This window comes from Kluyvera fluvialis, assembly GCF_059725275.1.
Genome location: NZ_AP046142.1, coordinates 4,484,235 through 4,499,238 on the forward strand (window position 1 = coordinate 4,484,235; position 15,004 = coordinate 4,499,238).

Genomic DNA, 15,004 nt, shown 5'->3' on the forward strand with positions numbered 1-15,004 from the left:
CTTGCGGCATTAGGGGATTGAAATTACACCCCGTAGCGCTCGCACCAGCTCAAAATGGCTTTTTCAAAACAGATGAACGGCGGATGAACAATCCCCGCGCCAATCATGCCGACGCCCGCATCTTTATGCGCAATCGCGGTGTTGATAACCGGCACAATGCCGCTGCTGCCTACGCGCGTGATGTCGATAGCCGTTGGGATCCCCATAAAACCAAGCAGTGGGATGGTAACGTTCGGGTTTTCCCCCAGCGTGATTTCACGCATCTGGCGGGAGAAATCGATAGCTTCTTCGACCGTGCCGCCCACCAGCGCCACAATGGCTGGCGCCGTCGCCATCGCAAAACCGCCAATACCGTAGGTTTCGGTGATCGCGCTATCGCCGATATCCAGCCCAGAGTCCTCAGGCTTGTAACCGGCAAACATCGGGCCAATCACCTGCTGAGCGGGGCCGGTAAACCATTGCCCCGGCAGGCCGCTCACCCGCAGGCCAAACTCGACGCCGTTACGCGCCATCGTGGTCACCACAGTGCTGTATTCAATACCGTGCGCGGCGTCCATCGCGGCTTTACACATTGCCATCCACGTTGGGCCGGAGAAGTAATCACTGCTGGCGACAAACTCAAACACTTCACGCTGTTGTTCTACGGAGTAACCGGCCTGAATAATGCCCGGCGTCAGCGCCTGAATCAGCAGCGTCGTCCCGGCGTTATTACGGTTATGGCACTCATCGCCCATGTGCAGCGCCTGTGCCAGCATTAAACGCAGGTCGATTTCGCCAATAATCTTCATGGCGTCACGCAGCATCGGCCCCTGCACATCGCGCATCCATATCAGGCGGTCGATAACGCTCTGATCGTTAGCCCCCATGCGCAGAATTTTCGCCATCTGCTCACTCATGTTGGTGTATGCGATATTGCCGTAGGTTTTGTTCTCAACAATGTGCATAAACATCGATGCGGAAGTCACCCCCGCCATCGAGCCAACGCAGTCATGTTCGTGGCATGGCGAGAAGGTGATTTCACCTGAGGCTGCCAGTTCGGCGGCTTCATCGATATCTTTTGCCAGCCCTTCAAACACCAGCGCACCGGTCACAGCGCCTTTCATCGCGCCGCACATGTTTTTCCATTCCACCGGTGGCCCAGCGTGAAGGATGGTTTTGGCGGTCATGCCCGGCACAACGTTAATTGCCTGGTCAAAGCCCACCAACACCGGATGCGACTGAATAATACGCTCCAGCGCCTGCTGGTTAGCGGCGGCGATTTTCTCCGCCAGAGGGGAATCAGCAATGCTGTCCAGCGCATTCACCACCTGCATATTGCCTTGTCCTGGCGGCGTCCAGTCCAGTTGCGTCACCTCGACGTGCTGCTTTTTCAGGTCATCGCTGAACATGGCAATCCCCACGTTCACAACATTTAACGGTTGGGTAAACAGTGACTGGCTCATCAGGCTTCCTCCCCTTTGCAAATAAATTCACGCGCCAGCAAACCGGTATTGGTGCTGCTGCTTGCCAGAATGACTCCAGCATCGCTCAGCATCTGGCGCTGTTTTTCCAGCGACGGCGCATCCAGGTCTGTGCCCAGCACATAGCCAAGGATCACCAGTTCGCGCCCTTCGGCGGCGGCAATGGCCTTCGCTTCTTTGATGGCATCAAGGGTGGAACCCACCGGATCTTCGTGTGATCCAAAGCCGAGCACGAAATCCATCACGATCACGCCCACTTCAGGATCGCGCGCTTCCTGCAACAGGCGGCTGATCCGGTTAGTGGGATCGATCATCGGGTGCGGCTTGCCGTTGGTGAAATCGTCATCGCCAAAATCCAGGAAAGTGTGTTTCATACTGCGGTTGATATCCGCCAGGCGGAAAGCGGGATCAGGCTGAATATTGCTGTACACGTCGCCGTGTTTTTCCATCACCGCGAACATCGTTTCATCGCACAGCGTACCGCCGCAGAACAGGCCGCGAATGTACTTCTGCTGTGGCGTCAGGCGGGCGCGCACTTCGTTAATCAGTGCCTGATTCAGCGGGTGAAGGTCAAGATTTTCTCTCTTCGCACCGGTTAACAGCACCGCTTTCAGCGCCGCTTCTTTTGTACCGCGCGCAAATTGCAGGCCGTTTTCATCGCCAGGCGTCACGCCACGGCCGAGGAAGCAAACCACCACCGGCTTACGGCAAGCGCGAGCGCGTTCCAGCACTTTGTTCGCCACCGTCGGGGCCGGCGGTTTTGAAATCAGGGCAATGATTTCGGTTCCTGGATCGTTTTCCAGCATCTGGAGAGCATCCAGCATCATCAGGCCGCCGATCTTCTCGTTAAGATCCCGCCCGCCCGTACCGATAAGCTGTGAAATACCGCCGCCAAATTCATGAATCCGCACGCTCAGTTCCTGGCTCCCCGTACCAGACGCCCCGATAATGCCGATGTTGCCGCGACGCACCGCGTTACCAAAGCACAGCGCCGCGCCGTTAATGATCGCCGTACCGCAGTCCGGCCCCATCATCAACAACCCTTTTTCATGCGCCAACTGTTTCAGCGCCAGCTCATCTTCAATAGAAACGTTGTCAGAAAACAGCATCACGTTAAGGTCATTTTGCAGTGCCTGACGCGCCTCGCGAGCGGCAAACAACCCATTAACCGAGATAACCGCCAGGTTGCTTTCCGGCAGATGTTTTTTCGCACTGGCAAGCGTCGCATAGCGCGCTTCATGCTGGCCGCTTTGCGCCTTATGGCTGAACAACTCCTCAATGGCCGCCAGCGTTTGATCGTTATCCGCGCCCGCAGTGCCGTTAATCACAATCATCAGGTCGCCGTTTTTAGCCTCCTCAAGCTCTGGCGTCAGCAGCCCCAGGTTCTTCAGCACACCTTTGTTCATCTCGGTGGCCATCGCGACAAACGCCTGCTCTACACCGTCGAGCTTATTCGCGCGGGTAGAAATCGACATAAGCGATACAGAATCAAAATACGTATTCTTTTTAATGACTATTTTGACTGACATAATTCCCTCCATACGTTTGGCTCAGCGCGCAGCCATCGGCCATGCCATACAGCATGTCACAGCCGGAACTTGAGCCAATATTTTTAATATTGGCAATAGCCTGGATAGAACAGTGATGTGGTTCATTAATAATGCCGTTAATAAACCGATAAATACTTTCACGGTAACGCTGATTTAATGCTGCCTCGAATGTCACCGCACTTAATAGGGTGGTATTTTCTCTGGCACAGCGTAACGTCGATAAAAATTCCTCTTTGTATTTTTCTGCGGGATGTCCGGCAATAAATAAAATAATGCTCAGCCCCACTAAATAATCATCTGACGAAGGCGTTAAACCAATACCCAAACCCATCATCTGGGCGACCGTGGCGCTAATATTTTTATGTTGCGTTAACGCATTAATCACGTTGTGACGCCGTTGCTGTAATTGTCGGGCCATTTCCTGATAAAACGGATTATCGCCGCGATAAAGAAATAAAGTGTCGTGCTCCCCAAGCTGCTGCAAAATTGTCTTGCGCCAGCGCTGCCAGGGTATTTGCCGGAACTGTCCGGGTGCAAATGTGAGTAATGGCGGTGACCAATCCAGGCTGTACGTCGTGTCTATCCACTTATCCGTACCGATATTTAGCCCACCTGCGTAAAACTGAACCGGCTCACCGGGCCGGAACAGGCCATCAAAGTGAGTGAGTGCTAACCGGCAGCTATTGGGGGCGTTATCGTAGTCTTGACACAGCAGCGTCAATAGCCGCTGTTGCGCCGGGAGATAAAGGTTTACCGCCCGCGAAAAGACCTGCTCAACCCGCCCATTACCGCGTTGTAAGAGAAAATCTCTATCCGCAGTTAGCGCTTGCACACACCGCCGTAATGGGGTGTCGATAGCGGTTCTCCTTGCTTAGGCTCCGGCGCTAATCAGCCGTTGGGCAATCTCGTTGAATCCCTTTTCACGCGCCAGCTCAAGCGGCGTTTTGCCGTATTTATCGGTCATGTGCGGGCTGGCGCCATGTTCCAGCAGTAGCGCGACGATAGTCTGCTGCGTTGGGCCGCCGTCGTTCAACACGATGGCTTCCAGCAGCGGTGTCCAGCCGACAAAATTGGTATGGTTGACGTTAATATCTGTCTCAGCCAATAATATTTTTACAATATCCAGATGGCCTTTTTCACAGGCTGGCGTCAGACCCACACCGCCAAAACGCGTTAATCGATTCAAGTCTGGGTTAGCCGGTAAAATTAAACGCAACAGCGTCACGTCATTATTCAGGCAACTCAGTAAAAAAGGGTTGGCACAAATTTGGTTTTGTTTATTGATATCTGCTCCGGCGGCAATTAATCGCGCCACGCAGTTATATTGTTGATGCTGGCTTGCCAGCGTAATGGCGGTTGTGCCCTGGCGATTGCAGGCATTAATATCGACACCCTGGCTCAGGCATTCATTTAATTTTTCTAAATTGCCCTGTTCCGCAGCCAATAAATATTCAGTGATTAAAGGATTTATCGTCATCATCATTCCCCTGATGTTTGTGGCGGATTTATGATGACTTGAGAATAGCAACGAAATTTGCAGAAAAGAACCCGCTTAAAATTTATTCGCCATAACGCGGTTCATTATTGAATATTATTTAATAATCGATACAGACTGTGCGGTAGTGCAATGTTTGTTTCTTTGTGGCTATTCCCCTTAACTCAATCGGGTTTTATTTCTCTATAGTTGCCGAACGAAACCATCGTATCCGCTTATTTCTTATCAGAGGAGAGAGACATGAACGGACTCACCGCAACAGGCATCACTGTCGGAATTTGTGCTGGCATCTGGCAAATGGTGTCCTCGAAGGTTGGGCTTGATTCCGGCTGGGAATTGCTGGGAACCATAGGGTTTGTCGCCTTTTGCAGTTTTTATGCCGCAGGCGGCGGGAAAGAAGGGTTTGTGAAGAGTCTTTTCGTGAACTATTCCGGCGCAGTCTGGGCATTTCTTGCCGCACTGGCGTCGGGCTGGCTGGCCTCTGTCAGCGGTTTATCTGACTTTTGGGCCACCGTTTGCACCACCGTGCCCTTCTCTGCCGTTATTGTCTGGCAGGGGCGTTTTTGGCTGACCTCGTTTATTCCTGGCGGATTCCTGGGCATGACGCTGTTTTTTGCCAGCGGACTGAACTGGTCAGTTACGCTGCTGGGTTTTCTCGCGGGCAACTGCGTGGGCATTATTTCGGAATACACCGGGCGCAAATTAAGCGAGGCGACCAGCCGAGGCGATGCCTAGCCCCACGCTGGGTATTAAAAGTTATTCAAAAATGATTGCTCACGGATAACGACAACCAATACATTCAACTCTGGGTTAACGCAGATGCGCGGCTGACAATAAACAGGGGGGTGAATGAACTCCATTTTTACCGAAGAGAATTTACTGGCATTCACCACAGCCGCGCGTTTTGGCAACTTCAGCAAAGCGGCGGAGGAGTTAGGCTTAACCACCTCCGCCATCAGCTACACCATCAAACGTATGGAAACCGGGCTAGACGTGGTGCTGTTTACCCGCAATACCCGCAGCATTGAGCTTACCGAATCTGGCCGCTATTTTTTCCGCAAAGCCACTGATTTGCTCAATGACTTCCACGCCATCAAGCGCAGTATCGACACCATTTCTCAGGGGATTGAAGCGCGAGTGCGCATCTGTATTAACCAACTGCTTTACACCCCGAAGCATACCGCGCGCCTGTTGCAGGTGCTGAAAAAGCGCTTTCCCACCTGCCAGATAACCGTCACCACCGAGGTCTACAACGGCGTTTGGGATTCAATCATTAATAACCAGGTCAGTATTGCGATTGGCGCGCCGGATACGCTACTGGACGGCGGCGGCATCGATTACACCGAAATTGGCGCGATCCGCTGGGCGTTTGCCATCGCCCCGAATCATCCGCTGGCGTTTATGCCAGAGCCGATTGCCGAAAGCCAGCTCCGGCTGTATCCCAATATCATGGTCGAAGACACCGCGCAGACGATTAATAAAAAAGTGGGCTGGCTGCTGCACGGGCAGGAATCGATTCTGGTGCCGGATTTCAACACCAAATGCCAGTGCCAGATTCTTGGCGAAGGCATCGGCTTCCTGCCGGATTACATGGTGCGTAAAGCCGAAGCGCGCTCGCAGTTGGTCACACGCAAAATTAGCAACCCGCGCCAGGACTCACGCATGTTGCTGGCAACGCAGCACTCTGCCAATGGGCAGGTGACGCAGTGGATCAAACGTGAATTTGCCCCAGCCGGGATACTCACCGGCATTTATCAGGATCTTCTGCACCGTGACGGCTAAGCGCCAAACGGCGCCGGTAACGGCAGAACAATCGCGCGACGCCCGTCTTGCAGCGTGGAAACCTGTGCGCCATCCGCCGCAAAGGCCACGCCCTGCGCGGTCAATGCGGTGATAACCTGCTCAAATTCAGCGTCGGTTACCGGTCTGGGCTGCCAGAAAGTCTGTTGGTTTTGGGTATAAATGGGCAACAGTTGCAGTTGAGGTTGCGCGCCACCCAGCAGCAAACGGGCGATAAATCCGAACGGCGGCACGCCACGGCGCTGATATTCCCCATTGCTGTTAAACACACCATTGCCGAGGCTATAAACCACCCAGCTATCGCCAAACGGCTCGATTTCGCCCAGCATATGCGGCCCACAGCCAATAATCAGGTCAGCTCCGGCCTGGGTTAAGCGCTTCGCTAACCGTTTTTGCAGCGGCTGCGTCCAACGGTAATCCTGCCCCCAGTGCGCCATCACAATGCTCGTCACCGGTGAGTGGCCCGATTTATCCTGCTTTAACTGCTCTATTAACCCGCCGCTCAAACAGGCCGCCCCCGCCCGACGTGGCTGGGCGTAGAAGGCGCAATCCTGCTCCATATAACGGCGATACCAGTACGCGCTGTAGAACTTAAATGTTCGCCCGCCGATCGATAAAACCAGCGGCGTTTCGGCCTGTTGGGCATTTAACCCTGCGCCAAAGTGGGCAATACCGCCCTGTTGCAGCGCTTTTAGCGTACTTTGAACACCGCTTATCCCGGCGTCCATCACATGATTATTCCCCAGCGCCACCGCATGAATACCGGCCTTTTTCAGCGCCGCCACCGAGCGCAACGGGTCGCCCGTAAGGCAAAACGGTTTGCGCCCCTGAAGGCCGTGCTCGTTCTCTGCCGACAATGCCGCCTCGAAGTTGGCAATGGTGTAATCGCTGCCCTCCAGCAGTGGCGCAATCCCCTGGAACGAGTAATCGTAGCCGTAGCGTTGCAGGGCATCATCAATGCCGCGCGTGGCGCGCTGCGCGCTGTACCACTCGCCAAAATAGGTGTCCCCCACCAGCGTCACCGTCGCCGGGGCGGGTATCGCGATAGCGGCGGTTTCCGGTACTACGGAGTGTGCCGCTTCAGGGTTTAGCAGCCCATCTAACAGATAATCCAGATGGAAGGCATCTTTCGCCCCTGCCGCACAGGCGAGCCATAAGTCGTCGCCCTGGCGCTGGATCGCAAATCCCCAGCACGGCGAGCCGCCGGACGAATAGCTGTAGCTGGCGCGCCCGTCGGCCTGAATATTGTGCATTTTGCTGTACACCACGCCGCCGATATCGGCCTCAACCTCAGAGAACCAGTGCATAAAATGCGGGAACTGACGATAAAACCACGTCACTAACGCGGCAACATCATCAAGATTAGTGCGCTGCCCCTGCCGCGTTCTGCCGCTCACATTATTAAGCGCGGTTTTCTCCATCCCCGCCTGTGCCATCAAAGGCGGTAAGGACGCCAGCAGGTTCGCCGCACTGCCGGAAAGGTATTGTGCGAGGTTGATTGCCGCGTCACGCGCGTTGGCAATCAGCATCCCCTGAAGCAGTGACTTCACGCTGGCTGACTGGCCGTTTTTCAGCCCCAGCGCGGGGCCTTGTTGCAGCACCTGATCCGAAATGGCTTTCGTCGATACCCTATCGCTAAGGCGGTGTTTTTTAGCCACCACATCCGCCGCCAGCGCCGCCGTCATCAGCAAGTGGCTGAGGTGGCGCGGGTTAAACGAGCAGTGGCTGTTGCGGGTATACCGCGTTTCACCCTGCGTTAAATTCACCCGCAGCGTGGCGATGTCGTTGCCTAAAGGGAAGTCGGACGACGCCGCCCGTTGCTTCATTTTGTTGATAACCTGGTGGAAGTCAGAATCACGCGTGCTGCCTTTGACCAGCACCACGTCGCCATCGTGCAGGCCATCCAGAACACTGGCCGCCAGCGCATCGACATCGGTAAAATAGCCGCCCAGCACCTGCTCAGGAAGCCGGTCTTTCAGCGCCAGCATCTCCTCGCCGTGCAAATACACTTTGTCGAACCCCGCCTGCAATATCGGCTCGGCCAGCGCGGCGTGGCTTTCCAGCGCCAGCTCGCCCAGTGAGACAATCCGCCCCAGAATCACCACCCGCTGCTGATTTCCCGCCAGCGGATAGAGCGCCGCCGCCTCCAGCCCATTTTTTACCGACAACAATTCAGCGTTGTAGCTGTCATCAATTAACGTAGCTTTCCCACCGCCTGGCAGGCGCAGCGTTTGGCTTTGCAGTTTGCGTGAGGCATTGTGGAAATAGGCCAGCCGTCTCGCGGCTTGTTCCACATCGCCCCCCAAAAGAGACAACGCCGCCAGCGCGGCCACGGAGTTGCTCGCCATACCACGGCTGGGCGCATTCAGCCGATACGTGATGCGCTGCGAGTTGATCGCAATAGTGATATCCGATCCCTGCGGATCGGCCTGATAATCGGTAATTGGGATCGTGGCATCGGGATGAAAACCGTAGCTGATAATCTTCGCACCGTAGTCGATCGCGGCCTGATGCACATAGTCGTAATCGTCCATATCGCGGTTCAACAGCGCATAGCCGCCGGGCTTAATGCCACGACACAGGCGGGATTTATAGCGCGCAACATCGCGAAGATGGCTGATCTGTGACGTCACCTGAGTCAGGCCAATAGCGGTGATAATCGCCACGTCAGGCTGAATGCGCGTGCCTACGCCGCCAGATTTCATCCACAGCGCCGAAATCGCCACCTCCAGCACGGCGTAATCCGGGTCAACGGCGCAACGTGCTAACGTCACCGACGTACCGGTGCGGGTGTTGTGGTTGCCACGCGTCGCAATCACCGAGCCTTCTTCGCTCAGCAGCATTTCCAGTAAATCTTTGGTGGATGATTTACCGACCGTGCCAGTCACCGCCACCACTTTGCCGCGCATACGCCGACGCGCCTCATCGGCCAACGTGTTCAGCACTGCGTAGGAGTTATCCACCACCAGCTGCGGGAAATCGGCTGGCAGTTCCGGCATAAACCGCTGCACTATCGCGCCGCAAAACTGCGCGTGATGGCGCTTGAGCGTGTCATGGGTATCGTGCCATCCGGCGTAAATCCCCTGATTACCGGAACCTTGATGCCAAGTATCGGCATCTATCGCCACCAGCAGATAGCGCCGGTTTGCTTGCTGCCGATCCTGCGTTCGTAGCGCAATATCATCGGCAAACCAGCCGTCTGGCGGCGTGGTGCTCCAGCGCCCATTTAGCAGGCGGGCAAGCGTAGGGGCATCCCACCCCAGCGCGTGTTCTCGTTGCATCTCAACGCCCATTCAGCGCTCCCTGCTTATTCGCATTGATGTAAATTCTGGATCAACGGATTACCCCGCAGACGATGAAACTGTGGCGCAACGGCGGGCCATTCAATTAATGAAACCCGATGCCCTCTGGCGCGTAATGCGCTGGCATATTTCACCTGTAAATCAAACGGCGTCACGCGGTCTTGCAAATTACCGATGACGATAATATGGCGCGAAGGATCATCCGCCATTGCCGGGAGATGCTCAAGTGGATCGTAAGGATGAGCTAAACCGGTAATATCTTTTTGGCTGTCGCTGGCCTCACCGCGAATAACACGCAGCCGTTCCGCTCTTTCTAATAGGCCATATGCCCCAGAGGTCAAAATAGCGCAGCGAATATCCTGGCGGCCAAATGTCATTACCGCTGCGGCAGCGGTTGCGCCGCCGCTATGGCCCGACAAAATAAATTGTTGAATAGCATAGCGTTCACGCAAGCGAGTTAACGCCGCGTCAATCGCCAAAAATTCGGCACGCTGGCGGCGCTGAGCATGGTTGCCGCTAGAGCCATAAGTACCGGGTCTGGCGAGGATAATCACCGGCAGACGGGTCTTTTCAGACAGTTTTTGCGCGCGTAAATCCTGCGCGTCTTCGGTGTTATTCGGTATTTTCGCTGGGTCGCGCCGCATCACGGAATCACGATCGCCAGACAGAACAATCAGAACAGTTTTCGCCGAGGCAATATTTTTCGAGGCAAAATAGCGTATACAGGCTTCACCACCGGCATAATTTACCCATACCGCCTGCTGCTGAGTTGGGCATTTTCCCTGTTCCGCCGGTTGGTTCCAAAGCAGAGATCGCGACGCCAATGCAGATAAGGAAATACTGAGAGATAATATAAATATCGTTATCCATCTGCACACGTTCCGCTTCCTAATTAAGGCCGAATAAACATGCCCTACAGAATACACAAATCGCCAAACATAATGTTATTCTCTCTAAGGAATATTAAGAGCCGCTCCCATTAGGTTCTAAGCACAGGGATTTACTGGCGCAGCAAGGAGTATAAATGCCACTGAGTCATTTAATGGCACGTGTCCGGCCTCAGATTGAAGGGCTGGACATCGCAGCACAACCCGCGCCTTTTCCGGGATATATCCTTTTTTTAAGCGCCAGTAACGGGCAACAACGCGCCTACACCACCTATGCCTGCGGGCAAACGCTGGATCAAGCCTGGCAAACCGCCGCCGAGGCGCTACAGCGCTGGGAACGCCAACAAACGCAGCCGATCATCTGGCTACGAGCCGACCTGGTTAATAAAATTCAAACCCTGCGCTGGGACGCCCTTCAGGAAAAGTTAGGCAAAACTAAACGTAACTATTTTCGCTTTGGCCTGAGCTTCAGCCCTGATTTTAAACACGCCATTCTGGAACAAGAGATCAACGCCAACGCCCTGCTGTATCACGGCACGGAAGGTGTGGCGACGCCTAACGCCCCCAACCTGGCGCACTACTCACGCTGGCGGTTTAACCACGTGCTACGCTGGCCGGAAAACCCAGCGCAGTTAATCTGGCGCTTCAATACCCGCAGCGTGTTCTGCGACGGTGAGCAGGTTTATCCCATTGAATACAATGGCCGAAACGCGGGCTATCGCCAGTTACCAGACTGGCAAGAGAACGCGCTCGACCCGATGATTTTCTCTGCCACCGACTATCTTGCCCGCCAGGTGCAGGCTTCAGGCCGCTACGACTACGGCTGGTTTCCGTGCTTCGACCGCGCGATCCCCACCTACAACGCTCTGCGCCATGCCAGCTCAACCTACGCCTTGCTGGAAGGCTGGGAAGTCACACAAGGGAAATCCCAGTTTGACGCGATTGAACGCGCGCTGGCCGATCTCTCAAATCAGCTTATCGAAACCCGCCAACTGCCCGACGGCAGCGAGGCCGATTTCCTGATTGATACCGGCGGCGAAATTAAGCTCGGCGGCAATGCGGTGTGTATTCTGGCGATGACCAAATACAGCGAGCTGACCGGCGATATGCGTTACCTGTCGCAAATGCAGCGCCTCGCTAACGGCATCGGCTTTATGCAAAAACCGGAAACCGGCGGCTTTAATCACGTGCTGCACGCCGCCGATTTATCGCTCAAAGCGGAACACCGCATTATCTATTATGACGGCGAAGCCGCATTTGCCTTAATGCGCCTGTACGGCTTAACCCAGGAAGCACGCTGGTTGTCGATGGTTGAGCGCGCCATGGACTACTTTATCGCGCAAAAGCACTGGCAGGCGCACGATCACTGGCTAAGCTACTGTGTTAACGAGCTTACGTTGTATCGCCCGCTGGAGCGCTACTACCAGTTTGGGCTGGATAACGTTCGCGACCACCTGGATTTTGTCCTCAATCGGGTGACTACCTACCCTACACTGCTGGAGCTGATGATGGCGGCATCGCGCATGTTGGCACGCATGGCGGATTCTGAACATCGCCACCTGCTGGATGATTTCGACCTTGAGAAGTTTAATCTGGCACTCGAAACGCGCGCGCGTTACCTCGCTAACGGCTTTTTCTGGCCTGAACTGGCTATGTTTTTCAAAAACCCACCGCGCATCACGGGCAGCTTTTTTATTCGTCACCACAGCTTTCGGGTACGAATAGATGATGTCGAACATTACCTCTCAGGCTATGTTGCTTACCGAAAACACTGGCGTCGTTTGCATGGCTATTCGGCTTAATTCTTTGCTAGCGAGCGCCGCATAATGAACCGGCGTCAGGGGCTTTTTCACCGGAACCGATGGCTGCCATTGGTTCTGGCGCTACTGTTTGTACCGCCAGATTTGGGTGCGGGATGGGACTTTAACACCATCAATACCCGCACTCAGAAACTGTATGGCCCGGCAACCCCCACCGCACAACGCAATATCGACGCCTGGGAGACATTGCTTAAACAACCGCCACAAGGCAATATCCAGACCACCTTAAACCGCGTTAACCAATTTTTTAATTCACGAATACGCTTTGTGGACGATATGACGGTATGGGGACAAGAAGATTACTGGGCGACTCCCGTTGAGGCGCTTCGCAAAGGTGCGGGGGATTGTGAAGACTACGCGCTGGCGAAATATTTTACCCTGCGCGAACTCGGCGTTCCCGCCAGCCAGTTAAGAATTACCTATGTTAAGGCATTACAGTTAAACCAGGCACATATGGTCGTCACTTGGTATTCCACACCAGATGCCATTCCGCTGGTGCTGGATAATCTAAAAACCGCCATATTACCCGCCACCGCGCGCAGCGATCTGCTCCCCGTTTATTCTTTTAACGGTGAAGGTTTATGGATACCACAGGCCAGTGGTAGCAAACGCGTTGGCGACAGTAAAAAACTCTCACGTTGGCAAGATCTTCTCACCAGGATGCGTGCGGAAGGGTTTGTAATTAATGAATAGGAAGCAGTCATGTCTCTTTATAAACAGCTACTGATTGGCATCTGTCTGTTTACGTTCACTATCTTCTGCGGCAACTTTTTTGCCACGCTGGAAAGCTCGCGCGAGCAATATCATAACCAGCTCAGCGCACACGCACAGGATACCGCCACCGCGCTGGGGCTATCGCTGACCTCGTATATTGACGATCCGGTGATGACTGAGCTGATGGTGAACTCGATTTTCGATAGCGGCTATTTCTATCGCATCCAGGTCATTGATATCAAAACCGGCAAACCGATTATCGCACGGCAAAACGTGCCGCCTGGCGCCAACGTACCGGACTGGTTTGCCAACATCGTGCACCTGAACCCAGGCCAGGGTGAAGCGATGGTGATGCGCGGCTGGACGCAGGCCGCGCGCGTTGAAGTGGTGAGCCATCCAATGTTTGCACTGGCGCGCCTGTGGGAGAGCCTGGTCGCCAGCTTCATGTGGCTGACCGGCTGTAGCGTGCTGTGTATCCTGGGCACGACATTCTTGCTGCGTAACCGCCTGCGCCCGCTGAACTATATCGTTGAGCAAGCGATGGCTATCAGCCGCCGCGAATTTCTCAGCCTGCCCGCACTGCCTAAAACACCGGAACTGCGCCGGGTAGTCGAAGCCACCAACATGATGGTGACTCAGCTTAAAGCGCTGTTTAGCGAACAGGCGATGCGCACCGAAGCGCTGCGCCAGGAAGCCTACAACGACAGCCTGACAGGCCTGAACAACCGCCGGGCATTCGACATTAAATTCCAGACCCGCCTGAGCGATGAAGAACACGCCGACGGCAACCTGATTTTACTGCGCGTACAGGACTTGATCGGCCTCAACCAGCGTCTTGGCGGCGCGAACACCGACAAACTGCTGCAAGCCATTGCTGACATACTCGGTGTTCTCCAGCAGCGTTTCTTCCACAGTGAAAGTTTTATCGCTCGCGTGCGCGGCGGTGAATTTGCCATCATCACCTCTCCGGTACTGCCTCAGGAGATGGAAAGTTTTGCCAACTCCCTCAGCACAAAACTGAACGCGCTGAACGAAACCGGCCTGAGCGACGTGAAGCCTGTCGCCTACTTTGCTAATGTCGCGTTCCATTATGGTGACACCCCGCAAAACCTGCTACGCCAGGCCGACCAGATACTGGTCGCAGCGGAAGCCGAGATGCGCAGCTTTGCCGACCCAGGCGCAGCGGCACAGCAAGAGCCGGATGAAGACCATCACCATTGGCATCAGCGCCTGACCGCGATACTGGATAAAGAAGCGTTCGAGCTTTTCTCCCAGCCGGTGTATCAGTGCAACACGCAACATATTGTTTTGCACCGCAAAATTCTGGCTCGCATTCAAACCGAAGACGGTGAAATCATCCCCGCCGGGCGCTTTATCCCGTGGGTACGCCGACTGTCGCTGGGCCGCCGTATGGACGTGGTGATGCTAAAACAGACGCTCCGCGCGATGGAAGACACCGCCGAGGCGTTCGCCCTTAGCATCAGCGGTGAAAGCGTGGCCGATGACGAGAGCCTGAACGCCCTGCTACAGCCGTTAAAAACCGCGCGCCACCTCGCGCCACGGCTTACGCTGGAGCTAGACGAGAACGAACTGCCTGACCCAGAACGCGTTAGTGTGCTGGTGAAAAAGTTACAGGAACTCGGCTGCGGCCTGGGTATTCAGCACTTTGGTGGTCGCTTCCACCTGATAGGCAACCTGCCGCAGTGGGGGCTGGCGTGGATAAAAGTGGATGGCAGCTACATTCACCACATCAACGAAGAAGAAGATAAAAAACTGTTTATCGAAGCCATTTACTGGGCTACACGGCAGATAAACCTGCCACTCATCGCCGAGCGTGTCGAAACAGAAGGTGAGCTGGCGGTGCTGGAGAAAATAGGCCTGTATGGCGCAATGGGGCGTTATTTTAGCGACGCCAGCACACTGTCCGCGAAATAATTCAAGTTGCAGCGGGGCCGAGGCAAGCCCCGCCCAGGCAA

Annotated in this window: 10 protein-coding genes and 1 pseudogene; 5 read left to right on the plus strand and 6 right to left on the minus strand. The window is 54.8% G+C overall.

Translation table 11 applies throughout. From position 1 onward, the window contains the following. Positions 1 to 23: 23 nt before the first annotated feature. From AC6I4B_RS21225 to AC6I4B_RS21240, 4 genes are read right to left on the minus strand one after another with little or no spacing between them, the layout of a single operon-like run. The gene (locus AC6I4B_RS21225; RefSeq protein WP_497767972.1) at positions 24 to 1,442 is read right to left on the minus strand and encodes a YlbE family protein; all 1,419 of its coding nucleotides are present in this window, start codon (positions 1,440 to 1,442) and stop codon (positions 24 to 26) included. Beyond that, positions 1,442 to 2,989 (minus strand): acyl-CoA synthetase FdrA, encoded by a 1,548-nt coding sequence (gene fdrA, locus AC6I4B_RS21230; RefSeq protein ID WP_497767974.1) that lies wholly within the window; start codon positions 2,987 to 2,989, stop codon positions 1,442 to 1,444. Before fdrA ends, AC6I4B_RS21225 begins: the two co-directional genes overlap by 1 nt. Next, on the minus strand, positions 2,967 to 3,842 hold the full coding sequence (locus AC6I4B_RS21235) for an oxamate carbamoyltransferase subunit AllH family protein (protein WP_497767976.1): 876 nt from the start codon (positions 3,840 to 3,842) through the stop codon (positions 2,967 to 2,969). Before AC6I4B_RS21235 ends, fdrA begins: the two co-directional genes overlap by 23 nt. A 39-nt stretch (positions 3,843 to 3,881) precedes the next feature. Further along, the gene (locus tag AC6I4B_RS21240; RefSeq protein ID WP_497772277.1) at positions 3,882 to 4,487 is read right to left on the minus strand and encodes an ankyrin repeat domain-containing protein; all 606 of its coding nucleotides are present in this window, start codon (positions 4,485 to 4,487) and stop codon (positions 3,882 to 3,884) included. A gap of 258 nt (positions 4,488 to 4,745) precedes the next feature. On the opposite strand from AC6I4B_RS21240, the gene AC6I4B_RS21245 reads away from it, so the two are divergent. Together AC6I4B_RS21245 and AC6I4B_RS21250 are read left to right on the plus strand one after the other, a co-directional pair. After that, positions 4,746 to 5,240 carry a DUF1097 domain-containing protein gene (locus AC6I4B_RS21245; protein ID WP_497767978.1) on the plus strand — a complete coding sequence of 165 codons (495 nt, stop codon included), beginning with the start codon at positions 4,746 to 4,748 and terminating at the stop codon, positions 5,238 to 5,240. Positions 5,241 to 5,354: 114 nt separating this feature from the next. Beyond that, on the plus strand, positions 5,355 to 6,287 hold the full coding sequence (locus AC6I4B_RS21250) for a LysR substrate-binding domain-containing protein (protein ID WP_497767979.1): 933 nt from the start codon (positions 5,355 to 5,357) through the stop codon (positions 6,285 to 6,287). Here the strand turns inward: AC6I4B_RS21250 and AC6I4B_RS21255 are convergent. Both AC6I4B_RS21255 and AC6I4B_RS21260 read right to left on the minus strand, forming a co-directional pair. After that, positions 6,284 to 9,598 carry a CapA family protein gene (locus AC6I4B_RS21255; RefSeq protein WP_497767981.1) on the minus strand — a complete coding sequence of 1,105 codons (3,315 nt, stop codon included), beginning with the start codon at positions 9,596 to 9,598 and terminating at the stop codon, positions 6,284 to 6,286. The two genes, AC6I4B_RS21250 and AC6I4B_RS21255, sit on opposite strands and share 4 nt — an antisense overlap. 14 nt (positions 9,599 to 9,612) lie before the next feature. Further along, positions 9,613 to 10,431 carry an alpha/beta hydrolase family protein gene (locus tag AC6I4B_RS21260; RefSeq protein ID WP_497767983.1) on the minus strand — a complete coding sequence of 273 codons (819 nt, stop codon included), beginning with the start codon at positions 10,429 to 10,431 and terminating at the stop codon, positions 9,613 to 9,615. Between the two features lie 200 nt (positions 10,432 to 10,631). On the opposite strand from AC6I4B_RS21260, the pseudogene AC6I4B_RS21265 reads away from it, so the two are divergent. The 3 genes and pseudogenes from AC6I4B_RS21265 to AC6I4B_RS21275 form a co-directional block, all read left to right on the plus strand. Then, a pseudogene (locus tag AC6I4B_RS21265) lies at positions 10,632 to 12,266 on the plus strand (Mur ligase); the annotation flags it as partial. A 54-nt stretch (positions 12,267 to 12,320) separates the two neighbouring features. Further along, entirely contained in the window at positions 12,321 to 13,007 is a 687-nt protein-coding gene (gene lapG / locus AC6I4B_RS21270) for a cysteine protease LapG (protein ID WP_497767984.1), read from the plus strand. Positions 13,008 to 13,016: 9 nt separating this feature from the next. After that, the gene (locus tag AC6I4B_RS21275; protein WP_497767986.1) at positions 13,017 to 14,963 is read left to right on the plus strand and encodes a bifunctional diguanylate cyclase/phosphodiesterase; all 1,947 of its coding nucleotides are present in this window, start codon (positions 13,017 to 13,019) and stop codon (positions 14,961 to 14,963) included. The last annotated feature ends 41 nt before the right edge of the window (positions 14,964 to 15,004 follow it).